General features: G+C 46.3%; 24 protein-coding genes and 1 tRNA gene. 16 read left to right on the forward strand and 9 right to left on the reverse strand.

The genetic code is table 11. The annotated features are described in order from the left end of the window. Positions 1 to 8 precede the first annotated feature (8 nt). Both DX909_RS07360 and DX909_RS07365 read right to left on the reverse strand, forming a co-directional pair. A complete protein-coding gene (locus DX909_RS07360; protein WP_128544502.1) occupies positions 9 to 1,106 on the reverse strand; it encodes a Nif3-like dinuclear metal center hexameric protein in 1,098 nt (365 codons plus the stop codon). A gap of 96 nt (positions 1,107 to 1,202) precedes the next feature. Further along, positions 1,203 to 1,721: a DinB family protein gene (locus tag DX909_RS07365; RefSeq protein ID WP_128544503.1), complete on the reverse strand. Its 519-nt coding sequence runs from the start codon at positions 1,719 to 1,721 to the stop codon at positions 1,203 to 1,205. 92 nt (positions 1,722 to 1,813) lie between these two features. Between DX909_RS07365 and DX909_RS07370 the strand changes: the two genes are divergently transcribed. The 4 genes from DX909_RS07370 to DX909_RS07385 all read left to right on the forward strand — a co-directional run bounded on the left by DX909_RS07370 (position 1,814) and on the right by DX909_RS07385 (position 5,464). Further along, positions 1,814 to 1,887 (forward strand) — tRNA-Asp (locus tag DX909_RS07370). Positions 1,888 to 2,078: 191 nt separating this feature from the next. Further along, positions 2,079 to 2,495, forward strand: coding sequence for an Arm DNA-binding domain-containing protein (locus DX909_RS07375; RefSeq protein ID WP_206512970.1), 417 nt, complete (start codon positions 2,079 to 2,081; stop codon positions 2,493 to 2,495). Positions 2,496 to 3,090: 595 nt separating this feature from the next. Beyond that, entirely contained in the window at positions 3,091 to 4,029 is a 939-nt protein-coding gene (locus DX909_RS07380; protein ID WP_128544505.1) for an alpha/beta fold hydrolase, read from the forward strand. 367 nt (positions 4,030 to 4,396) lie between these two features. Continuing rightward, positions 4,397 to 5,464 (forward strand): alpha/beta hydrolase, encoded by a 1,068-nt coding sequence (locus DX909_RS07385; protein WP_164851213.1) that lies wholly within the window; start codon positions 4,397 to 4,399, stop codon positions 5,462 to 5,464. Between the two features lie 163 nt (positions 5,465 to 5,627). Here the strand turns inward: DX909_RS07385 and DX909_RS07390 are convergent, their stop codons facing one another. Together DX909_RS07390 and DX909_RS07395 are read right to left on the reverse strand one after the other, a co-directional pair. Further along, complete coding sequence (locus DX909_RS07390) at positions 5,628 to 5,990, reverse strand: VOC family protein (RefSeq protein WP_128544507.1); 363 nt, start codon at positions 5,988 to 5,990, stop codon at positions 5,628 to 5,630. A gap of 219 nt (positions 5,991 to 6,209) precedes the next feature. Next, a complete protein-coding gene (locus tag DX909_RS07395) occupies positions 6,210 to 7,631 on the reverse strand; it encodes a carboxylesterase family protein (protein WP_128544508.1) in 1,422 nt (473 codons plus the stop codon). A gap of 551 nt (positions 7,632 to 8,182) precedes the next feature. Here DX909_RS07395 and DX909_RS07405 point away from each other — a divergent pair. The 6 genes from DX909_RS07405 to DX909_RS30035 all read left to right on the forward strand — a co-directional run bounded on the left by DX909_RS07405 (position 8,183) and on the right by DX909_RS30035 (position 12,446). Continuing rightward, positions 8,183 to 8,761, forward strand: coding sequence for a hypothetical protein (locus DX909_RS07405; RefSeq protein ID WP_128544510.1), 579 nt, complete (start codon positions 8,183 to 8,185; stop codon positions 8,759 to 8,761). A 63-nt stretch (positions 8,762 to 8,824) separates the two neighbouring features. Further along, positions 8,825 to 9,331: a hypothetical protein gene (locus DX909_RS07410; protein ID WP_128544511.1), complete on the forward strand. Its 507-nt coding sequence runs from the start codon at positions 8,825 to 8,827 to the stop codon at positions 9,329 to 9,331. Positions 9,332 to 9,991: 660 nt separating this feature from the next. Then, on the forward strand, positions 9,992 to 10,402 hold the full coding sequence (locus DX909_RS07415) for a hypothetical protein (protein ID WP_128544512.1): 411 nt from the start codon (positions 9,992 to 9,994) through the stop codon (positions 10,400 to 10,402). Positions 10,403 to 11,254: 852 nt separating this feature from the next. Continuing rightward, positions 11,255 to 11,590 (forward strand): hypothetical protein, encoded by a 336-nt coding sequence (locus tag DX909_RS07420; protein WP_128544513.1) that lies wholly within the window; start codon positions 11,255 to 11,257, stop codon positions 11,588 to 11,590. Between the two features lie 376 nt (positions 11,591 to 11,966). Continuing rightward, positions 11,967 to 12,281, forward strand: a complete 315-nt coding sequence (locus DX909_RS30030) for a recombinase family protein (protein ID WP_310589840.1) — start codon at positions 11,967 to 11,969, stop codon at positions 12,279 to 12,281. A gap of 63 nt (positions 12,282 to 12,344) precedes the next feature. Further along, entirely contained in the window at positions 12,345 to 12,446 is a 102-nt protein-coding gene (locus tag DX909_RS30035; RefSeq protein ID WP_310589838.1) for a helix-turn-helix domain-containing protein, read from the forward strand. Positions 12,447 to 12,578: 132 nt separating this feature from the next. On the opposite strand, the gene DX909_RS07430 is transcribed toward DX909_RS30035, so the two are convergent. The 3 genes from DX909_RS07430 to DX909_RS07440 form a co-directional block, all read right to left on the reverse strand. Then, positions 12,579 to 13,349 (reverse strand): LuxR C-terminal-related transcriptional regulator, encoded by a 771-nt coding sequence (locus DX909_RS07430; RefSeq protein ID WP_164851214.1) that lies wholly within the window; start codon positions 13,347 to 13,349, stop codon positions 12,579 to 12,581. Between the two features lie 269 nt (positions 13,350 to 13,618). Beyond that, the gene (locus DX909_RS07435; protein WP_128544515.1) at positions 13,619 to 13,957 is read right to left on the reverse strand and encodes a hypothetical protein; all 339 of its coding nucleotides are present in this window, start codon (positions 13,955 to 13,957) and stop codon (positions 13,619 to 13,621) included. A 361-nt stretch (positions 13,958 to 14,318) separates the two neighbouring features. Beyond that, positions 14,319 to 15,407, reverse strand: a complete 1,089-nt coding sequence (locus tag DX909_RS07440; RefSeq protein WP_128544516.1) for a serine hydrolase domain-containing protein — start codon at positions 15,405 to 15,407, stop codon at positions 14,319 to 14,321. A gap of 506 nt (positions 15,408 to 15,913) precedes the next feature. On the opposite strand from DX909_RS07440, the gene DX909_RS07445 reads away from it, so the two are divergent. Beyond that, positions 15,914 to 17,194, forward strand: a complete 1,281-nt coding sequence (locus tag DX909_RS07445) for a M20/M25/M40 family metallo-hydrolase (protein ID WP_128544517.1) — start codon at positions 15,914 to 15,916, stop codon at positions 17,192 to 17,194. 135 nt (positions 17,195 to 17,329) lie between these two features. Here the strand turns inward: DX909_RS07445 and DX909_RS07450 are convergent, their stop codons facing one another. Further along, positions 17,330 to 18,295 carry a ligand-binding sensor domain-containing protein gene (locus DX909_RS07450; protein ID WP_128544518.1) on the reverse strand — a complete coding sequence of 322 codons (966 nt, stop codon included), beginning with the start codon at positions 18,293 to 18,295 and terminating at the stop codon, positions 17,330 to 17,332. A gap of 264 nt (positions 18,296 to 18,559) precedes the next feature. On the opposite strand from DX909_RS07450, the gene DX909_RS07455 reads away from it, so the two are divergent. From DX909_RS07455 to DX909_RS07475, 5 genes are all read left to right on the forward strand, one after another. Next, positions 18,560 to 19,018, forward strand: a complete 459-nt coding sequence (locus DX909_RS07455) for a transposase (protein WP_128544519.1) — start codon at positions 18,560 to 18,562, stop codon at positions 19,016 to 19,018. Positions 19,019 to 19,150: 132 nt separating this feature from the next. Further along, positions 19,151 to 19,825, forward strand: a complete 675-nt coding sequence (locus DX909_RS07460) for a transposase (protein ID WP_164851215.1) — start codon at positions 19,151 to 19,153, stop codon at positions 19,823 to 19,825. Positions 19,826 to 19,844: 19 nt separating this feature from the next. Beyond that, positions 19,845 to 20,135, forward strand: coding sequence for a transposase (locus tag DX909_RS07465; protein ID WP_229311004.1), 291 nt, complete (start codon positions 19,845 to 19,847; stop codon positions 20,133 to 20,135). Between the two features lie 185 nt (positions 20,136 to 20,320). Continuing rightward, positions 20,321 to 20,827, forward strand: coding sequence for a YcxB family protein (locus DX909_RS07470; RefSeq protein ID WP_128544522.1), 507 nt, complete (start codon positions 20,321 to 20,323; stop codon positions 20,825 to 20,827). Between the two features lie 220 nt (positions 20,828 to 21,047). Continuing rightward, positions 21,048 to 21,512 carry a hypothetical protein gene (locus tag DX909_RS07475; RefSeq protein ID WP_128544523.1) on the forward strand — a complete coding sequence of 155 codons (465 nt, stop codon included), beginning with the start codon at positions 21,048 to 21,050 and terminating at the stop codon, positions 21,510 to 21,512. A gap of 521 nt (positions 21,513 to 22,033) precedes the next feature. On the opposite strand, the gene DX909_RS07480 is transcribed toward DX909_RS07475, so the two are convergent. Continuing rightward, on the reverse strand, positions 22,034 to 23,536 hold the full coding sequence (locus DX909_RS07480; protein WP_128544524.1) for a formylglycine-generating enzyme family protein: 1,503 nt from the start codon (positions 23,534 to 23,536) through the stop codon (positions 22,034 to 22,036). Between the last annotated feature and the right edge of the window lie 96 nt (positions 23,537 to 23,632).

A 23,632-nucleotide genomic window follows, 5' to 3' on the forward strand; every position in this document is an offset into this window, starting at 1 on the left:
TTTGCTGCCTATGGGTAGTAGTTCACCGGGTTGGTGACTATTTCGGACAAAATTACCGCAAAGGTAGTAAACTTTTTCAACAAATGCTGTTGAATCAAGTCTTTAGTAAACACTTCACTTTCATAATGGCCAATGTCGGCGATCAGGATACGGCCGTCGGCGTCGAAAAATTCGTGGTATTTGTAATCGGCGGTAATGAACACCTGCGCACCGGCCCGGACGGCATCGTTCAGCAGAAAACCGCCTGCCCCTCCGCAGACCGCCACCCGGCGCACGGTCTTTCCGAGCAGAGGGGTAAACCGGAACGTTTTCAGACCCATCCGCTCTTTCAGAAAAGCCAGAAAATCCGGTTCAGGCAGCGCTTCCGGCAGCTCACCGACCGCTCCCGAACCGACCTCCTGGTTTTCATTCAGAAGGGCATACAGGTCGTAGGCGGGAACCTCGTAAGGATGCGCCCGTCGCATGGCGGTCACCATTCGCTTTTCCAGATGGGCCGGGAAAATGACCTCGACCCGTTCTTCGGAGACGGTTTCGTCCTGCCCCACCTGGCCGACGGCCGGACTGGCCCCTTCCAGCGGCCTGAACGTGCCGGTACCGCCGACCCGGAACGAACAATGTTCGTAGGCCCCGATCTGTCCGGCTCCGGTTTCGTACAGGGCATTCAGCATCCGGGCGGTATGGTCGTGGGGCACAAAAACCACCAGTTTGCTCAACACCCCGGATTTGGGCGCCAGAATACGAACGCCGGTCAGTCCCAGCTTTTCGGCAATTTTGAAATTCACCCCACCCACGACGTTATCGAGGTTGGTATGGGCCGCGTAGATGGCTACGTCGGTTTTTACGGCCCGGATGACCGCCCGCTCCACGTAGTTGCGCCCGTTCAGCTTTTTCAGCCCGCGAAACACGATCGGGTGATGAGCCACGATGAGGTTGCAGCCCTTGCGGGCGGCTTCCTCCACCACCGCTTCGGTCGCATCGAGCGTCACCAGCACCCCGGTCACCTCCGCATTCGGGTCGCCGACGATCAGCCCCGCGTTGTCATAGCTTTCCTGATAAGCCGGAGGAGCCCAGCGGTCCAGGTACTCGGTGATGTCGTGAATACGCATAGGAATTGTTGAATTGTAGAATAATTGAATGATTGAATGGGCTCCTCAATGCCGAAAATGGCGGAGCTTATTCAATCATTAAATCATTCATTTATTCTACAATTTGTACCGTTCTGCCAGAACGTTCAAATGGTGTTTTTCATGCCCAGCCAGGATGGAGAAGATGGCGCGGGCGGAAACCGGGTTTCCGTTGGCGGTTCCGACGCGGGTGTGAGCCTCCTCGGGCAGGCTTTCCGCCAGCGCGATTGTCGAAAGCCGGACGTAGCGGTAATGATTCAGGAGGTGGTTCAGGGCCTGGCTGTCGAAATTGGAGTGGGCGAAGTACTCATTCTCATCGAAGCCGGGCAGCGACTGTCGTTCACCCCGGGCAATGCAGAGGGCGCGATAGGCAAAAATGCGTTCCGTATCGATCATGTGTCCGAGCATTTCCTTCGGCGACCACTTGCCTTCGGCGTAGCGAAAATTCTGCTGTTCGGACGAGAGATTTTCAAACAATTCCTCGACCGTTACCAACTGCCGGCGCAGGGTCTCAATAACATTCTCGGAATCAACCAGATCGATATAATTGGAAAAATACCGGGAGTGCGGGTATTCGGCGGGTTGCGGTTTCTTCATCGATTTCTCGGCTTTTTTTCGGTAAAGGTATTGCGTAAAGCCGAAAAACGTCTACCTTTGCACCACGTTTTCGGGAAACGATGAACGAAAACGGTCCGGTAGTTCAGTTGGTTAGAATACATGCCTGTCACGCATGGGGTCGCGGGTTCGAGTCCCGTCCGGACCGCTGCAAAAATGAGAAAAACCCTGTAAATCTTTGGTTTACAGGGTTTTTTAATGTTAAAAAACAAATTTATAGCATCAATTAGTCTTATTACTCCCTTTTGGTTCTAATTGGATATGCTACCCGTTTGCTACCCTATTTTAGGTCCTCTCAGCTCGATAAGTTTACAGCCGTTAACTAAAAACAAGCTAATAATGGCTACTTATCGAATTATTTTCAATCGCAAAAAGCAACTCGATCAGGAAGGCAAAGCCCTGGTCCAAATTGAGGCCTACCAAAATGGTAAACGGCGCTACTTTTTAACTGAGGTGTATGGTAGACCTGACCAGTGGGATGTTAAACGCCATGTTGTAAAGCATGATGCACTAGCGAATAAACGCATTCAATCAAAGCGACAAGAGCTCGAAACATTTGAGCTTATGTTCCCAAAAATCCACGGCAGGCAATTCACTCTGGATGACTTTGCCCTAATAGCAGACGAGCAAAAGATCACAAATGAGCCTGAGCCGCCAAAATCATTCTCCAAATACTTACGCGAACAACTCCGGTTAGACCAGGTATCCATTGAGCTTGATACTTTTTCCTTTCATTGCAAAAAATGCGACATTTAACCTGGCCGTTCAGCAGCTGTTTTAAGCAGCGTTTTATGGGTATTTAAGAATTAGAGGAGTACTGACTTCGTTTCAGTTTTCTACCCACTTAGCCAGTCCAATGGCAATGCCTATCAGCCCTACACCGATTAGAATAATCCAATAAAATTTCGAGTAATATTGAAATTTCATCAGAATGCCAATGATTACAAGACCTACCGCTGTTAAAAACAGGAAGACACTAGTAGCCTGCAAGAGTGTAGTGAAAATCAGTCGCATAGATTAGCGCTGCTTAAATAAGCTAATTCTGTTGATTTACTACAAGTTATCGTACTGGCGACTAATATCCTAATCCTCCAGGGAGTTATGCCACAAGTGCTATCTATTAGCCGCAAACAGATGAATACTATTTCATGTCGCAAAAGGAGGGAAAAATGAGAATCCTGCATTTTCTCTAATTTCTTCCAAAATTTTTAAATTGGTTATCATAACGTTTGATTATACAACAATTCGCATGCTGCTGAAAAGACCATTTACTAAGTCAATGGGCGCAGCAACAGGAAAATAGCGATCTTGAAGAAACAATACATAGAGTTAGCTTCTATCTCCACCTGACATGAAGTACTATCTACTCACCCTCTTCGTTTGGCAGCTATCTATACAAACCCGATCACGGGTTCAGAAGACCGATTCACTCGTGCTCAATAATGCGGTTTTATACTATCATACCTATGGAACCGGTACGCCAATCGTGGTATTAAGTGGCGGCCCTGGCATTAGCGCAGAGCAAGAGTCCGATGTCGTTGACAGCTTGGCTAAGTCGTATCGCGTCATCCTCTTCGAGCAGCGCGGGACGGGTCGCTCCTGGACCAAACCTATGGATAGCACCACGATCAATATTCATTCAGCCATCAATGATCTGGATGTACTGCGTAAGCGTTTAGGAGTCACTAAACTAAACATCTATGGCCATTCCTGGGGCGGCATGTTAGCCGCCGCTTATGCGGCTAGCTATCCTACCCGGGTTGGCCTGCTTATCTTGAATGGGAGTGGCGAGATTAACCTAGCACACACTCCTATTATTGACGCAAGTACCAAAAGAGGTTACCAACTTTCAGATACAAGTGCAATCAATTATTGGCTGGATTCCCCGATGGGCAAACAAAACCCTCAACTGGCCACCAGAGAATTAAGACGAATACGAGTCGCTAATTCCGTTTATGATCGATCGAAAGCCGCTCGTGTTTTTGCTCAGGTGGAAAAAGGAGTTAGAAATCAAGCTATGAGTTCGCTGATGTGGCGTAGTTTACGACGGGAAGGGTTTAATCTAGAATCGACACTGAAAGCGTACAAGGGACCAGCTCTGATTATTTATGGCTGGCAAGATCCCACTGGCGCAACTACGTTCTACCAACTAAGTCGCTCGCTACCTCAAGCCGAGGTAAAGGGGATTAATGAAGCGGGCCATTTTGTCAGCGTGGAACAGCCCACACTCTTTTTCAGCGCGGTGAATGACTTTTTGAAGCGTCATTTATCCGACTCAAAGTCACATTAAGGTAGCCATTAGTTAAGAAGCACCTGATTTGGATTAATCTGCTAACTCTGACTTAATTCTCTTTACATAAAGTTAGTTATAAACTGAACGTGAGAAAAGTACAATTTTTATTTCATATCTTTCTCTTAAATCGCCCGAAAAGTAAGACGCTACCTATGTTGAGCATGTCTTATCAATGGAGGGTTTTTGAGAGAAAAGAGTACCCTTTCCCTTTGTTTAGTGTTCAATCTGGCTTTGGACACCAATACCATGAAAATGTCGCCCTAAAACCGCTACACCTTTACTCGTTTCCACCGATTTTGGGGTCATCATTTTTCTGATTCACCAGCATATCGGACCCATGCCTTCACCCATACTGACCACGCCTATGGCTAAGCATGCCAGCCAGCTCCGACCGGCTCTGTTTTTTGCGCTACTCTTGCTGATTGCACCCCTGTCAACGACTTGGGGACAGTCGGATTCTACCGCCGGTGCTCCGAAACCTTTGGGCCAGTTGGTTGACATCGGAGGTTGGCGATTACACCTCGTCGGGCAAGGCACGAATCAGGCTCAGGGCCCTACCGTCATCCTTGAATCGGGCGCCGGCGGGTTTTCCTTCGATTGGAGTTTAGTACAGCCCCGGGTTGCCACCTTCGCTCGCGTGTACGCCTACGATCGGGCTGGCTCGGCCTGGAGCGAGCTGGGACCCCGGCCGCACACGATGCATCAAACCGTCTATGAATTGCATACGCTGCTCCAGCGAGCGGGCGTTACCGGTCCCTATGTGCTGGTAGGAGCTTCCTATGGCGGGATTCTGATGCGGCTCTTCGCTCAGCAGTACCCTGCCGAAGTGGCTGGACTGGTGCTGGTCGATAGCGGTCTGGAAAATAGCCTGAAGTATGTCAATGGCAAACCCACAAGGGCCGCTGACATTAGCCCGCGGCCGATTCCGGCAGTCCAAAAAACCGCTACCGCTGAAGATCGGCAATTGGCCCAGACGCCGGAAGCCCGTCAGTTTCTCGACGAGGTGCTGGCCAAATCGGGTATCCAATTGAAGCGTCCTACCTTAAATCCGGCCTACCAAAAGCTGCCTGAATCGGCGCGCCAGCTTCGCCTATGGGCTAGCAGCCGGTACGAGTACTATGCGGCCAATGACAATCACTTTGAGATCGACGAATTAGCCCTGTTGCTCCAGTACCAGAAAGCCCATCCGCAGTATCTGAAGGCGATTCCCCTGATCGTGTTGACGAAAGGCCCGGGCAACGCTTCGGATACGGATTCGGCCGAACAGGAACGCAAACAGGCGCAGGCAGCTTTGACCGGCTTGTCATCCAACAGCAAACAGGTCATTGCTCACCAGAGCGGGCATCACATTGAAGTGGACGATCCGGACCGGGTGATCGAGGCGATTCGGGAAGTGGTGGAAGCGGTGCGCCACCCAAGGACACTTAAATAATTGCCGTTTAAACGCTTTAATAAAGGAGCGTTTTTAACCTACCATACGCGTACAGGCATAAAGGTTGGTTTAACCTTGCACCAATAGGACGAATGAACTATACGTCTTCTTTTAAAGGAGGACTTATTCTGTGAGTGGGCAATTCTTGTCCCTGAAGTCGGACTTACCACTGTTGAATGACAATACCAAGCTGATTATCCCGTAGGGCGAACTCTTTGGCCCCCCAGGGGCGAAGGGTTACCCTGGGAAGATTGGGATGCAGAAACTCCGGATGGCTGGCGGCTATGTGTTGATACACCGATTCAATATCCTCGGTGACGAGTCTAAACTCCGGATGATGTTCCTGGGCTAAGCCGGCGTCTTCAAACAGGTAAAGTTGTAACCCATTTTTTTCAAGCACACAAAAAGGCCGACTTGTTGCCAGCTCATCATGGGTGATGCTGAACTGGAGGCATTGAACAAATAAGTTCAGCCCATCGTGGATATCCGTATAAAAAACACTCGGGACTAGTTTAGTGAATATCATTGTGTCATACTTGATTAGCCTAGTGTATAAAACGCCAATTTAGTAACCAGCGCCTGCCAACCTCGATAAACACTGAAAAAAACAGGCTATCTTCTTTCTGTTACAGACAGACTGCTTTATGCTTCGCAAAAGGAGCGTTTTAAGCGACATTACTCTGTGTCCATTGGCTTCAGGGTCATTAGAAGTGAGACAAGCAGGAACCCTATTCTTCATAACGCTCTACTTCTGCTGGATCCCTCGTCTTTGAGCAAACAGCCAGTCCAGTATACCTGGCGTAGCGTCTAAGCTAGGGTTAAGATAGTGCCCCACTCCTGCATACTCGGTGTAACGTGGGTGTCCACCCGCTTGTTGGATAGCCTTAATGACAGTCCGACATCCTTCAACCGGTACATTCCGGTCCGTTTCTCCGTGGAAGGCCCAGATGGCTATGTCCACCATGTTTTTGGCCAAGCTAGGGTCACCGGCTCCACTTAAGGGCAGGGCAGCAGCAAACACACCCGGGCGAGTCCCGATGAAAGACCAGGTGCCATAGCCTCCCAGCGAATGGCCCACCACGTACCGCCGATTGGAGTCAATGCTAAATTCCCTTTCCAGAGCGTTCAGCAAGTCAAAAACGATCGTATCCCGTGGCACCAGGTGCGGTAAGCCACCCCAACTGGTGCCACGGGAACACTGAGGAGCTAAGATAAAGGCAGGGTATTTTTTTCGATTTCTCGGCTCGGTCAGTCGCTGAATTTCCCAACTGGCTAATTGGCGGATATTGTCTGTTCCGTAACCCGCTGCGCCGTGCAGGCTAACTAATAGCGGATAGCGTTGAGTAGAATCATACCCTTGTGGCCTGAGCAGGCGATACGAGAGCGTGTCACCGCGCCGATTGGTAAACGTGCGCGCTTGGAAAATCCGGACCTGTTTGATGGCTTCCGGCTGGGGATAGCTGGCCCTGATTCCTTCACCGAACAGGCTTACGCCCAGAAACAGGAAAGCGGCTATGCCGATAAGTCGAGCTGCGTCCATAAGGATTGTTTGCCAGGAAGACAGGTTCGAATCCGAGGGTTGTGATGGGGCAGCCGGATGTTGCCAAAAATAACCGACGAAAAATATGGGCTGTAAACTGGCCATAAACGAAAGCCCCAGTTGCCACTTCTCCAAGGTTGGCGTACTGCGACCGCCATAGACCTGCATCGAGATGATTAGCAGGGCTAAGGCACTACTTGCCACCAGGAAGCTGGACACGCCAGCGGCTTTTAACCAGCCGTTTTTTCCTGCGGGAGAAAGCACCAAGCTGCTCGCTGCTAAGAGGCCAGCAGCGAGATCTAGTACTAAAACAAAGGGGTAATAACCTTGAAGAGCCCTAGTCAGCGGGAACAGAATACTATAGAGCAGCATCACCCGCAGCAAGGCGGTAAAAAAAGCGAACAAACCCGTAACAAAAGCTGCCCGGAATTGCTGGATATAATAAAATCGAAGTAGAAATGCTGTACCTAACAAAGAGGTCAGATTAGCCGCCAGAAAATAATTGGCAAATGAGGATTGTGTAACTATGTCCACGCCAACGATCCAATAGAGCAGGTTTTGGAAGAGGCCCATGGCTAGGGCAAGGCCCAGAAAGAAAAGGGCATTCTGGCTGAGAGTTTTCGTCATTATGAGCGTATGGCTATGTTTGCCAAAGTACAAACCTCAGACTAAATACCGTTTTACAAAACGCCCGAATAGTAAGACGTCGCCCATGTATCGGACGTCTTTTATCAATGGAGGAGTTTCAGCAATTCCTCCATTGGGGCGTTGCCTACCTGGAATTTTCGTAGTTTGGCTATTCCAGATCTACATGATACTACAAGAAGATGAGATTCGCGTTAATCATTATTGCTATCATACTAGGCGTGTCCCTGTTTCGACACTTCGACTTTCAAACTCGACAATTTGAAAAGCCCGGACTAGATATTTTATATGCGATAGTATTCATGACTGCAATCATCCTCTTAATAAGAGATATAAGGAAAACAGGTCATCGTGGTAAATAGGCTCCATGCACAAAATGCAATGCCAAACCAGCAATCAAAGTGGTGTGGCTGGGGTAGCCCGGTTTGGGCTTTGTCTTTTTATACCAGGGTTTGGTGAGACTATTTCAGTAGCTACCTAAAACCTTTGTAGATTGGCTATCTTAAATCAGATTATACAACAGATTATTGGAAGTGGCAACCAGCGAAAAAAGGTACGAGATTTTAAGTGGGTTACCTGCCTATGGACCCTTGTACATCCCGGTTACCCAAGTTGAACGGCCTTTTATCAATCCCTACAGTGAGGGATTCGTTGTGCGGTTTTTTGGTCCATCCGGTGAATCATGGGTAGCTAATTTCAGTCTTGGACACAGCTCCTTCCATGCGGTCTTCGATTTCCCTCAGACCAACTTATGCCTTGTCATTGCTGGTGGAAACGGTTATATCATGAAGCCTACCCAGACAAAACCGGTCAATACGTTTGGGAGTGCGATCAGAGCCGCGATCTTAACGGATCACGATGAAGTCGTAGCCGTTGAAGATACGCATGTAACCATTATTTGCTCAACGGGGCACATCTGGGTGTCCGAACGAATTTCCTGGGATGGCATCAAGGATTTACGTATCGATAAGAGGGTTATCTTCGGAAGTAGTTATGATCCAATGGCTCACCATAACGAGTGGACCGATTTTACCCTTGATTTAGACACCAAACAACTCACGGGTGGCAGTTACAGAAGGTACTTCAATTCAGACGGAACGCCCTTTAAGTGACGACTCTCGTGGGAGTTTTTATTGACATAAAGCGAACTATACAACTGATTCTTTACCCTTTTCATGACTCTAGATGAATTGAGCAAGAAGGAAAGAGAACTGCTTCTCCAAATTGATGGTACCAAAGGCTCAATAGAAGAAAAAGCTGACCAACTGAAGGCTAAGGGCATATTTGATGCCTATAAACAAGTGCATGACGGCTATGCTGATCTTGCCAAAGAAAACAACGAAGCGCTGAAGCGAGGCCTGTTTCTCCAATGGTATGCCTTGGTGGAACCATCCTTCTTAACCGGTATCAACGACATCGATTCACAAGCAGAAAAGGAAATCATTCGGGTCCTGGATGATCAGATTGGTGAGAACGAGGTTGACGCTGAGCTTTATTCCATGGTGAGTTATTACGCTGATTGGGAGAATGTGTTCGACCGCTTTAACGGTTATAGTAATCTCACCCAATTGCTGAAAAACAGATTAGATTATGATTCTATCATTCTGCAACTTAAACAAAGTGACCTAACCAGTAGAGGCCAGATGGGCATTTATTGGCAATCAGTTATTCCTCTTCGCTAACTTAATCACACTTGAACAACCGTTAACAATGCCAGAAGAAGACTTTGTGGATGGTTTTTATGAGTTAAAAACTCAACTCCTTAGAATGTACTTTCATCCTTCTTAAGATGAATATGCGAGTGCTCACATAGCCAAAATGATTAAGTCATTAGGTGTAGATAGTAGCGAAACAGGAACCTTTTATAGAATCCTCGATGGTGCCCTGTGACAGACGCTTTATATACTGTTTTGTTAGGATTGGATGGCGGAGCTTTAATTGGTGACAACAATCAGCAGATGTATAAATTATTCAATGAGCAATGCGATGAACCTACTAAAGGTAACGAAATAGAGGGTTACGCTTGGGAATACTTTCACAATCAGAAATAGCATTTACTTTTCTCAAGCCAGCCTGATTTTGAGTGTACTTGGTAATTCTGAATTATTTTCACTTCCATAAGTTGAGCTTTTAACTGACCTAAAAAAGAGGTATAAATTGGATGGTTGATCAGCAATCCTTAAAACGCCTGAATATGAAGGGGCTCTCAGTGGGGCAGGCGTCTTATCAAAGGAAGCATTAGTGAAGATCCGAAATTTAACCTGATCTCCCCAAATTCCTCAGATTGGTTTTGATAATGTCTGATCATATAGCACAACACCGACGTCAAAAAGATCTGAAAAATGACCAGGATTGAGTTCATTAACTTTGTTCGAAACACTCTGGAAGAACTGATCCAGTATGCAGAAATTTATGCTGAAAAAGATTTTCCCAGAGACCTCGCCTTTAAGTGGATAGGTGAATCGACTTGGGAATATGATCAACAAAAGATTTTAAGCCGACTAGTGGATCGCGTGTATCAAGGAGAGGAGCAAATTTATCCTTGTGTTAACTTGATTGTAAAAGGGATTAAAGCGGGTAAGGTGGAGATAGAAGGTCAGATAGCTGGTTATGAACCAAGAGCTTTTCAGAAAGGATGGAGTGGGCGTATGGGCCCCTTTATTTATGGGGTTGGTTTTACTACCTCCACGGATAAAGCTAAACTAGAAAGGATTAGAGCTAAGTTAATTCAGAAAGGATTATTACCTGGTTAATGATTATAATGCAACTTATACAACAGATGAAAAAGGTTAGTGTAATACTCTCTAACGATGAATATGAAACGATAAAAAGCTGTTTTAGCCAGCAAAATAACTTTAATTACCTTTTTCGCCAGGAGAATCTTTTTAATCAAGACGGTGAAGTTGAACTCTCTATTCCTCTTTGGCAATTCGACAACTTCATGATAGGGTTAGTCGAAGCTAGAAGGGCCAAAGGAACGATCAACAGCAGGTATACAAATTTTGGACACAAAGTAGATTTAATCATTGATAGACTTACCACGCAGTTCTACGGATAGTCTCTTAAGATAGTGGTAGTTAGAAAACGAATTCGGGAAAAGAACAAACTTCCTGGTGAGATAATTTCAGTAGCTACCTAAAACTTTAGTAGCTTGGCTATCTTAAATCAGATTATACAACAGGAAGATGGAGCTAGAAATCAGCTATCGACACTTTCAAAACGGAGACCTAGGCAATTTGAGTCAAGTAGAGTTTGGAAAGGGAGAAAAGATAGGTGCTATTGACTTTTGGAGTTAAGGCTATGTCGGTATTCACTTAGTGAATACCGATACCGGTCAAGAGCTAATCAATATCTTAATAAGCCCTGAAGAGAAGTCAGAAGTGAAAAAACACTTGTTAAATTTGATAGCTATCCTAACATAACAGCACTTATACAACTAAACGGAACCTTTAATGAGCTTTCAAAGGTGTTATACTTTTCTATTACTAGGGGTACTACTTGTATCTTGTCGGAAAGAATTGAGAGTTGAAAAGTTTTCTTTTATTCTTGAGAGTAATATTTCTTATGTAATCAACGCAAAAGATAACCTATACATGGTTAGGTACATGGATCAAAAAGATACCACAGTTAAACTAGATTTATCTGAACAGGAAATATCACTAATAAAAGATACGTATATTAACAACAAGCTTTATAGCTTACCAACTTTATATAAACCAGATCCTAAGTGTGAAGAGCTACCACTTGACATGATACAACTAACCGTCTTCTATAATGGACAGAAGAAGCAGGTCTTTAAATTTGCCGATTGTGAAAACTACGATTTTAATACTATGCAAAAAATAAGGAAGATTAACGAAGTAGTGATTAAGATAAAAGAAGCGGCTTTTTCAAAAACTCAAATTAAGAACCTACCAAGTTCAAACATTATATACATGTAATTCGAGTAGAGCAGAAAGTATAAAGATTTTTATATTTGTAAAGATTATATTTGGCGATCATCTTCTAAACTTTTCATAACATCAGTTACGAAATGAACGTGGGAAAAGTACAAAGTCTATGTTTCATATCTGTCTCCTTAATCGCCCGTTTTATGACACGCTTCTTGTTACGCCAGGAAGCAGCTTCCCTTCTCGGCCTGGCCGTCTCAAAAACCCATCTCACCAATCTATGTTCCTTTTTCCTATATTTGCATGAGTTTGTGAAACAGTTTTATGCTCTTCGGATACGCACGCGTTTCGACGGCACCGGCCGCCCGGACAGGACCAGAACTTATCGCTGCAACGGGATGACCTCAAAAAGGCGGGTTGTCAAAAAATCTTTCAAGAAAAGGTATCCTCTGCCAAAGAGCGGCCGCAGCTACAAAAGCTGTTGGAGATTCTTCGGGAAGGGGATACGATTATTGTTTGGAAATTAGACCGGCTCGGAAGGTCCCTCAAAGAGTTGTTCACCCTGGTTCATGAGTTTCAAAGCAAAGGCATTGGTTTCCGAAGTCTGAATGATGCGATTGACACCACGACTGCTCAGGGACGCTTGGTGTGTAACCTATTTGCTTCGCTAGCTGAGTTTGAACGGGATCTGATCCGTGAACGAACGAAAGCCGGCTTGGCCTCGGCTCGGGCCAGGGGCTGACTAGGGGGGCGGCCGAAAGGACTGTCTCCGGAAGCTCAAACCAAAGCCAAGGCGGTCAAGGCCATGTATGCAACCAAAACGCATTCGATTGCCGAAATTAGTCAGTTATCTCATTTAAGCCGGTCGACGGTATATAGGTATTTAGCCTGGCAGGAGAAAAAATAGTAGCTGATTAAGAAAAGAAGTTAATCCCTCAGGGGAATATCCTATTTTTAGTTTTATAAATGCTGCTGGGCTAGACGTTCCTCTGTTAACCTGGGAAGTACGTCCAGGCTCCTTAGGCTTATGATGTGATTTCTATAACCAACCTTCCGCATTGGCATAGGCAATGAGGGCATGACTATTTTTGACGTTAGCCTTTAGAAATAAGCTGTACCGATGTTTCTTGACCGTGCTGGTGGTAATAGAGAGGGTATCCGCAATTTCTTTTGTAGTCAATCCTCGGTAGATTAAGTCTACCACTTCCATCTCCCGGGAAGTTAATTTCTGTTTTTTGGCCCCTAATCGGTAGGTGTTTATTTTACGAAGGCCTTTCTCCTTAACAGAAAACACCTCGAGATTAACTTCCCGGAATGGAATGGCTTTGGTCTCCTCCAGCAGTATGAAAAAAACAGGTCGCTGGTGTTTGGTGAGCAAGGTGATTTTTTCATCCCGCAGGTGTACATACTGGCCATCTTTCCGCCTAAAACGGTAATTGATTACAAAACGTAACCGGTGCAATTCCCCTTGCCTGGAAAACTCCTGTATGTATTGGTAACCACTACTCACCGCCTGGAGATCATCCGGATGCACCAGGGTCAGGAAGCTTTCCGGGGAAAAACCTTTAAACTCCCGTTCCGAGTAACCTAATATTTGTTTACAGTTAGAACTCACGTAGGGAGACGTTTGGTGTTTTAAGTGGCACAGGACCACTACTCGGCCCGGGAACAGCTGTTCGGCAAAACGGATACTTTCCAGCAAGGCCTCCTGATCCAGTTCAGCTACCTGCGGCACTTCAGCGGTTGCTAAACTGACGGCCCGGGTCGCACGATCCAACGTTTGAAGACCCTTCAATAGTTCTGCTTTCATATCTTGAGCTATTAATATAGCATGCCACCAGCCCGTGTTGACTGGTGGCATGGACTGCGGTTTATACTTACTTACTACTGGCTTACTACCTCTTTACCTCGTTCTTTACCCCGCCCTACCTGCTGGGCAGAAACATACAGGCTACCGCCCAGGATACACCAGGGAACGCCCCACAGATAATTTACAAGGTAGTTAGGCGCCCCAGTGAGGATGACGATGGGAAACATACAAAAAAATGGATAAAGTCCTACGGCCAGAACGGGCAGAATCTACCATCCCTTCCACGCCTTGCTTCGGATCGCGGCAATACCCAGTAGTAGCATACCGCCGGCCGTCAGGAGTAATCCAACCGGAACGATGTACACTAAATTCCATAGCTCCAGGGCAATGGCCAGGCAACCCAAACAGTAGAATAACAGCCCCGTTAGGGGAATCCAAAACACCTTTTGCTGTGGTAACACCCGAGCCGTGGAGAGAGCCCACAGGCCCAGGAGCAGAAAGATCCAGGCGGCAATGGATAGCGAAAGGGAGAGGGAGTCGATCCGGCGGTCGGGTAGTTCGACGACCACCAGGTTCAGCATCAGGAGTATACATTCGATTAATAACATTGCTCCGCCTACGGTTACGTATAGACTTGCCTGTCGTATAGGACGGGCCAACCAATTGGTGTGATGACTTATGTGCGTTGTCAAAGATTTTGATGGCAAAACTAGCAGGTGCTTGCTGCCGAATCTATAGAACTTTAGGAGTAACTTTTACCTCAATAGTTATCATGAATTGTACCCCATACTGGGTATGTAATGCTGTTGAGGATCGTACGTTTTGAACCCAAAGCCGCAGAATCTCCGTGAAGTAAAGCATGGACCTCATGTTTAGTAAACCCTCCCGGCGTGGGACGAAGGAACCTTCATTTATCTAAAGGGAGATAGTAGGAGTTGGGTTCTATCCCAGTCTTGAAGAGGGATCGATTTATTGGCCAGCATTATAGGGGCGCACTCCGAAACAGCCGAACAAGGGGTCCTCATAGTTTATCCCTAATTTGACGATTCGTTCCGCTATCCGTAAGCCTTGGTTAGCAATATTGACAAAATACACCACCGCTGTCCGGCGTTCTACCGATCCAATCACGTAGCCGCTGGCCGAGGGGCTCTTCGCCCACTGACAGAATAAATCCCCCGTGGGTGTATGTTGAATGGCAAAACCTGTACCCCAGGATACTCGACCCGGTTGGCAGATATCCGTCTTTACGGGTGAACTGATCAGCGCTTTTGTCGATGCGGGCTCCGGCTTCATCATCGTCTCAACGATAAATTTGGCATAATCCTCCGCCGTCGTTCGTAACGTATGAGCGACGTTGGCAGGTTCCGGCTCATCGACGACAACCTTACCCGTCCTATCATACGAGCGAGCGTAGTGACTGGCGTCTTTTGGTTGATAGGCATAACTCGTATGATTCATGGCCAATGGGTCGAACACGAGTTGCTTCATGAACGAGTCAATCGGTTGCTTGGCCAGATACTCAATGACCAGTTGCAACAGGTAATAACCTTCCCCCGAATAGCTGTATCGACTACCCGGTGGAAACAGCAAGGTCAGGGGTTTTCCCTCCGCCCGCCAATTCGGCAGGCCGCTGGTGTGGTTTAACACCATTCGGGCCGTGATCAGCTTCATTTGATCATCGGCTAGCGGTCCCTTTAGAAAACCAGTCTCTAAATAGGTACGGGGAACCAGGTTGACCAGGGGGATATCTAAGGCGATTTTCCCTTGTCTGCTCCACAGCAGGACGGCATAGGCGAAGAGGGGTTTACCTAAGGAGGCCCCTCGAAAGATGGTGCTGCTGGCAACGGCCTGTTCGGTGTCTTTATTTTTAACGCCAAAGCCTTCACTCCAGGTGACTTTGCCCTCTTCGATAAGGGCAATCGATAAGCCGGGTGTAGCCGTACTGTCGAGCATGGATGGCAACGCATGTTGCAGGCGCTGAACCGGAGTTTGAGCCATGGCGGGTAGCCAAACAATGGCAACTAAAGCGAGGGTCGTTAGGCTGAAAGGAAAATGCATGGAGGAGTTGGTTAGAAAGGGCCTTCCTTTTGGTGACAACTACCATACCACAGTTAAAAAAGAGGGATTCCAGCGGAATGGAAGGCATACCAGCCGGCAAGCTCGTTCGATTTCGGACATAAAAAGGACTAATTTGTCCGTTTTTGATCAGTGCTTGCATTCCTGCAAAACGCTCCATTAACAAGAAGTCCCAATAGAAGTGTCTAACTATTCGGGCGATTTCTGAGATGCTTTGCCAATTGTTAAGTTTAGTTAACTTATTAATTTTTAATCATTTGTTTGCTAAAAATTATATGATTCTTTAAGCTTGTCCTAGTGATGGTTCGCTAGAGTTTTTACCTGATAGTAGCGATCTGTCCGTCTCTTCGTTTCAGCATCCTCAACGTTGTTCTGGAAAATAACTGCCTCCAGAGCACATAGATCAGCCCTTCCTGAGTAGGCTGCAATCCATTCCTATTTACTGGTGGAATTGAGTCAATTGGTAGCCAATTTATCAATCATAATTTATGAAATTTATTTTCCTCTGGCTAGCACTTATTAACTATGAACTAACGGCTCAACCGTTATCCAAACCAGAACAGGATGTGATGGCTACGGTTAAAAAGCAACTTCCCCAAACCCAGGCATTTCTGGAAGAAGTAGTCAACATCAACAGCGGTACCCTCAACCTCGACGGCGTTCGGCAGGTCGGGAAGCTCATGGCCGCCGAGTTCGATAAATTAGGCTTCAAAACAGAGTGGGTCAGCCTGCCCGACTCGCTCAACCGGGCGGGCCATCTGGTGGCTACCAGGCAGGGTACCCAAGGCAAAAAGCTCTTTCTGATTGGGCATCTGGACACCGTTTTTGAGAAATCACTGCCGATGGACCCCTTCAAACGAACAACCGACTCAATGGCAATGGGGCAGGGAGTAATTGATGATAAAGGGGGTGATGTGGTGATGCTGGCTGCGTTAAAAGCGCTACATACACAAAAACTGCTGGACAATACCTCCATTACAGTCTATCTAACAGGCGATGAAGAAACCGGTGGCACGCCCGGCAACCCGGAAGGTCGGCGGGACTTTATCGAACGGGCCAAACGATGTGATATAGCACTTGGCTTTGAGACAGGTTTAGGCAAGAGTCTTATTGTAACCGCCAAACGGGGAGCTACTTTCTGGACGCTTGACGTAAAAGCGCGTTCCGGGCATTCCTCCAAAATCTTCGCTGAAATGGGTTACGGTGCGGTTTACGAAGCGGTGCGGATTGTGAACGAATTCCGTCGGGCGCTGGGGCAGGAGAAGAATCTGACGCTTAATCCGGGGCTCTTTGTGGGAGGTGCTCTGCAATACGATGATAAATCAGCGGAAGCACGGGTAGTCGGCAAAGGCAATATTGTAGCCGGTTCAGCCCTAGTACAAGGTAATTTGCGGTTTCTGACCAATGTCCAGAAAGAAAGTGCCAAAGCGCGAATGCGGGAAATCGTGGAGAAAAGTCTTCCCCTGACAAAGGCAAGCATTTCGTTTACCGACCTAATGCCAGCGATGGAGCCCACTGCGGCCAACGAGGACCTCCGCAAGCAGTTAGAAAATGTGAACCTGACTCTGGGATTGGGGCCATTGGTAGCCGTTGATCCCAGCATTCGGGGGGCCAGTGATATTTCGTATGTGGCTCCTTATTTGTCCGGCCTTGACGGTCTTGGAGCACCCGGCAAAGGAGAGCACAGCATAGAGGAGACCGTATACACCAAAGAACTTCCCCAGGTCATTCAGCGGGCAGCCTTGTTCATCTACCGGCTTACCCGCTAATGAACATGCATTTATTAAAAAGTTTCCCCAAAATCAGTATTTATGTACCTATCTCAGAAATGGCTCCATTGATAAGACGACTGCAACAATAGAAGTATCTTACTATTCGGGCGATTTGAGAAACAGCTATACACATTACTTCTGACTCTCTTTAAAGTCCGTGAGGGTCTTTCCATCATAACGGTAACGGTCAGATCCAATCCAAATACTTCCATCATTAGCCCATAACATCCCAAAAGGCAGATTACTACGCCCTTCATATTTTGTCCTTATTACTGTTACATATGGTTTTTTATTAGACAATGACTGTTCATCATAACGGAAAATAGGCCCACCTATACTAGTCAAAACGTTTCCCTTTTCATCTTCGATTATAACACCAGCACCCGTCTGATCGATTTGGGTAAAGGCACTGCCGTCATAGCGCCAAAGACCATCAGCACCGAACCAGATATTGCCTTTTTTGTCTTTAATTATAGCCCATACGTTCCTAAAAGTTTTGCCATCTTTATCAGTAAGAGTAGTAAATGTTTTTCCATCATAAACGGAGATATCACCCCGTGTTCCAAACCAAATTTTGCCTGTTTTGTCTTGAACAATATCGTGAACATCATTATTGGTCAGTCCATCCGAAGTTGTAAAATTTTGAAATGATTTACCATCATACCGGCTTACGCCACCTCCAGTGCCAAGCCAAATAATGCCATCTTTATCTTCAAAAATAGGCATAACAGAATTATTGACAAGTCCCTCTCTTGTTGTGAAATTCTGAAAGGATTTTCCATCGTAATAAAAAACACCTGAGCCAGATGTACCGAACCAAAAATTTCCTTTTCTATCTTCTAAAATAGAAAAAAAAGGCTTTGAGATCAGTATACCGGTGATTTTGGTAAACAATTTTCCATCGTATCGAAAAACACCATCGCTCGCTGCAAACCAAATATTCCCATTTCTATCTTGCTTGATATCCCAAATAGTAGAAGTGAGTGTGTCTGTGGTTTCTGACTTGATATTATCTTTTGATACGTTTGTTTGGTTTTGTCCACAGGATGTGTGAAAAACCGTTATTAAGAACAACGCATAGATGGGTGCGTATTTCATTGTTTCTACTTTTTAGTACCAATTACTTTCAACAAACTTAGCAGTTTTTGCACTGAGCTTTGGTTAAGGCTGGTAAAAGAATGTAAACGAAATGTAAAAGTTGCTTTTACGGTCCACTGAAACTTTTTGCCCCTATCTAGTTGGACGAATTGAACACAAATGTTGTCCATACAACTGTCTTATAAAAACGCTCGTAGCTGTTGCACAACTCTTCCAGTGCCTAAAACTGCTCAATAGGTGGAGTCTTTGTACCTTCAGCTATCTATGCAAGGCAGAATACACGACCACGAAAAACTCATCACTTCTTTTCAGCTTTCCAGCCGCATTCCTAAAGATAATTTCTACCGTCGGCTGAAGGATACGCTCGATCTGACGTTCCTGTATGAGTATACCAAAGCCTGTTATGGCTCAACAGGCAATCCCTCGATTGACCCCGTGGTATTCTTCAAGTTCATGCTAATCGGTTACCTGGAGAATATTACTTCTGACCGAAAGCTGATTGAACATTGCTCTATGCGAATGGATAGGTTGTATTTCCTAGGCTACAGCCTAGATGAGCCTCTTCCCTGGCACTCCACCTTAAGCCGTACCCGCCAACTCTACCCAGAAGCACTTTTTGAATTACTATTTGACAAGGTAGTTAGCCTTTGTGTAGCTCAAAACATGACGGTCCGCCGTTGCGGTAGCCGGTCGCAGAGTAGCCCTCGACTCAGCCCCCATTAAAGCCAATGCCTCCATGGAAAGGCTATTAGAAAAAAACCTCAAAGACCAGGGCCTAAGCTGCTTCTGCAGGCTGAAGATCGCAATGGATCAGTGGACTTGATACCCAAACCCAGCAACCGTCAAGCTGCGTCGGTGATCACCGCTGCTGATCATCAGTTAAGACAGTTGAAAAAGCGTCAGCAGAATTTGCAAAGTGCCCCAACAACCCTGGGAGCCAGTAATGAAAAAGCCCAATTGTTGAGTAACAAGACTCATTACAGCCCCACCGATCCTGATGCCCGTATCTCCATCAAGCCGGGTAAAGCCCGCAAACTCAACTATAATTGTAGCTTGGCGGTCGATACGGCCGAAGGGATTATTAGCCATGTGCAGGCCGATTTCGCCGATGGTCGGGACAGCCAGACTCTACCCGATATTACCCTGAAGCTCCAGCAGTGGCTGGTACACAATGAGTTGCATTTAGAGGAGCTATTGGCCGATTCAGGCTATTCCAACGGTAGTAATTACGCCTTGCTAGAGCAGTGGAAAATCACGGTCGGACCGCCGCGCGGCTGGATACCCGTTTTCGGTCAATATAAGTCCCAGATTGAAGGTTTCCCTTATGATCCTGAAGAAGATCGCTTCACCTGTTCAGAGGGTAAGCGTTTACCATTTAAGACGTTTGACAAAAACGCGGAAGGCGGCTGGCTGAAAGTCTACCGAGCGGATTACCAGGACTGCAAACATTGCCCGCTCAAACTAAGCTGCGTTCCCAAGAGGCGGTCCGCCGCCGCGGCAATGCCGACAGCTTATCCGGACGGCCTATGATCCCTTCTACCGACGAGCCCTGGAACGCCAGCAAAGTCGGCGGGGTAAGCGCATGAAACGGCTTCGTCAACGGACAGTGGAGCCGGTTTTAGGCAGTCTGGTGGAGTACTATGGATTACGGAAAGTGAATGTACAGGGTAAAGCCGGGGCTCACAAGGTGATGCTGATGGCAGCTATTGCCTTCAACCTGAAAAAGTATATGAAGTTTACGACCAAATCTACCGTCAGCCAGGCCATAGCGCTGAAAGTGGAGTGGTCATTCTCTTCTCAAAGTACGTTTTGGGGCTTTGGCGTGCTTTTTCTTAACTAAGAAGGCAGACGATAATAGAAAATCCTATTCGCCAATTCAGACGCTGAAAAATCGATGAAGGAAGCAGAGTTGTGCAACAGCCACGAGGGTTTGGTGAGACTGTTCTATTTTTCAATCGATACCTAAAATTTCAGTAGATTAGTTGTCATAAGCCAGATTATATAACAGAAAGGTCAACCAAATGTATGCTTGAAATTACATTTAAGTTCACCAAATCAGAGCTCTACAAGGCATCGGTTGCGATTGCTCAAAGCCGCTTCATTATGAGAGTATATAGGGTTTTAGGCATCATTTCGGTTATAATTTCTTTATTCATCTTGTCCACTGATTTAGCTAACAAGGATATAATCGCCATCATTTTTATAGTATGTGAATTGTACCTAATATTTGTAGTGCAGATTGCCGGTAGACTTGTGGCTAATAAATATATTAGGACAAAAGCTCAAATTACTGAGCAGATTACTTATGTTTTTAATGAAAAAAGCTATCAGCTTACCGGAGAAAGTTTCTTTACACGTATGGACTACAACAAATTGTATGAAGTGAAGGAAGTAAGGGATTTTATTTTACTGCGGGTGACAGAAGGAAGCGCGCATACACTACCTAAACGGGCTTTTTCGGAAGGCCAGTATGAGAGATTTAAAAACATAATAAGGTCTGTGCAAAACCTCCGATCAACGTTTAAAGAGTAATATATTCTATATGATTAATGCGTTGATTACTGATTTTCAATCATTTTGACAAGGTAATTAATTTCACATAACATCCTCTATAAAACGGACCTGAAAAAGGTACGAATTCCTTGGTTAGTCGGCATCTCTTAAAACGCCCGTATAGGAAGACACCCCCTTCGTGGCAGACGTCCCATGAAAAGAGTGTATAAAAGCAACAAGCCAACATACTATAACAGCAATGAAAAAACAAGGTATTCAAAAAGCACAAATTCCAAATCCGGCACTAAAAGGATTGGAAAAATTAATTGGCGAATGGAAAACGGCCAGCACTCATCCCGCCATCCCTAATAAACTTTTGCCCGGTATATCCACCTTCGAATGGATCGAGGGCGGTGCCTTTCTGAAGTATCATTTGGAGGTTGATGAAAAGGGGTTTCCTGTTGGCATTGGCATCTTTGGGAGTGACGATGCTACTGGGGAAATATTTATGCTCTTCTTTGACGAGCGGAAGATTTCGAGAAAGTGTGAGGTTTCCGTAGAAGACAACGTAGTGAAATGGTGGCGAAATGTCCCTGGTTTTTCGCAACAGTATAGCTGGACAATCACTGATAATGGAAATACCATCATCGGAAACGGAGAATTGTGTGAAGATGGCAAAACCTGGAAAAAAGATTTAGACCAGGTCTTTACCCGTGTAAAGTAAAATAATTGATTGAAGAAAAGTACTAACTCCCTATAGGTTAGCGTCTCTCTAAACGTCCGACAATTAAAACACCCGCTTTGTTGCAGATGACTCATGAAAAAAGGCATTAATGAGAACCTGAAAGTTACACAAAATTCCCCCAGATTTCTTAGATCGGGTAGTATAACGTTTGATTATAGAACACTATAATAGAGCTAAAAATCGGCTTTCGGCATTTCCAAAATGGAGACTTAGGCGATTTAAGTCAAGTGGAGTTTGAAAAGGGAGAAAAGTCAGAAATCTTCGTTGACGATCCCTTGAAAGGTTCGACAATCGCTTTTCGTCCTTCCGCATTGGCGGTGAATCCGAATTTGATGTCATTGACCTTCCCGGTACCTTTAAGGGGCAATTCGCCGAGTATTCCTTTGTAACAGTGAGAATGGACTTTACACCGTTATCTGATCAAAAAAGTTGGGTCTTTTGAGACGCAATGAAGGTAGGTTCTATAGCCCCGGAAGACGCTTCATGGAACGGTTTCTACACTATTTTTCAGCGATGGTTCGTGCCACTCTAAAGCCCACACTGTCCCGTCTTTCGTCAGGGATGTATCCGTCACTTCGTCCGGCAGAACGCATGTAATCAGCACTATAGGTAAAAGAACCGCCCTTTCTGGAACGCTTAAAGTCTTTGGATACCGTCAATGGGGAGTCCTCGTTATCCACCCAGATCGTATCGACCGGCTCCGATCTGTACTGTTTTACCCAATCTTGTCCCCACTCCCACACGTTGCCGTAGACGTCAAAAAGGCCAAAGTCATTCGGTTTAAGTTGCCCCACCGGCCATGGCCGTTCGTTAAAGGAATTTCCCGTGTGCCAGGCATACTCTCTTAGTAACTCATCGGATTGCCCATAAAAACGACTCGTGGAGGCACCTGCCCGGCAGACATATTCCCATTCGGCTTCGGTCGGCATTCGATACCCGGTACGATGGAGATAATCGGTCGGCAATACCATGCCTTCTTTGATTTCTTCCAGGCTTGGATAACACCACTCTTCTTTGGGGATGCCTTCCTGCTGGCTTAGCCAATTACAATATTGCGCGGCCTCAAACCAGGTAATAAGAACCTGTGGACAATCCTCATCCAGGTTTTTTCTTTTCATGTGCGGCCCGGTACGGGTCGGGTCTCTCTGACCAGCGGCCCGGGCCCGTTGCTTAATGGCGGGATGGGCGTCAAAAAATTGCTGAAATTGCTGAATCGTCACTTCTTTGGCAGCCACTGCAAACGACCGGGGAATGCGCTGCCGGTGTCTGGCTTCCAGATCCGTTTTATCCCTTCCCGGTTCGTTACCCGGGGAACCCATGACAAATTCAATTGGCCCCCTAAAAATAGCCATCGTGTGTCCTTTTGCTGTGACATACCAGTTCCTATCCTTCGATGGCCGACCACTCAAGCTGCTATCGATCGTACTTAGTACCTTGCCTTGCCGCCAATCTATTTTTCGGTTTTCATAACCTTGCCGGCCGTGTCGAAGAAGCCAGTCGATAGCTGAATGGATCCCGGGGTCCGGGTCGCTTCTGTACACCTGCAAAAGCCAGTCAACGAATGGTTTTCTTTTTTGAGCCGGCAGCTGCTTCGTTGAAAATCCCCCTAAAGTCAACAGCAACGCCCTGCGGATGGAGACGTCTTTTTCTATTTTCAACTGATCAATGATTACATCAACCGGTATTTGGGACCTCCCAATATCGCGAATAAGATAAGAGCGTAAACCCGGATCGGCACGATGCCTTAAAAGTGGCCAGATTTGTTTATGCGCTCCCATCTCCATCAAGGCAATCGCAGCCTCGGCCTGCCGTTTAGCCTGGGCATCGCGTTGGCTCAACTGCTCTTCGGCAGGCCTGGGCTCCGTCAACACCCTTTCCAGATTTTTAATCAATTCATTTCTTTTCAGTCCGGAAAAGTTTATAGTTTGCCTGACCGGCTCTTTTTGTGCATAACTTAGATGGCTAAGCAGGCAAAAAAGGCAGATTGCCCCTAACGTTTTCATGGAAGATCGATTTTAGGTAAAAGAGTGCCGCAAGCTAATGGCTCAGACGAAATGATGGGCTTTGGAAAACCTTTGGAATAGGTTTGTTTTTTCTTT

Source organism: Larkinella soli, assembly GCF_003703975.1.
In the GTDB taxonomy this organism is placed as follows: domain Bacteria; phylum Bacteroidota; class Bacteroidia; order Cytophagales; family Spirosomataceae; genus Larkinella; species Larkinella soli.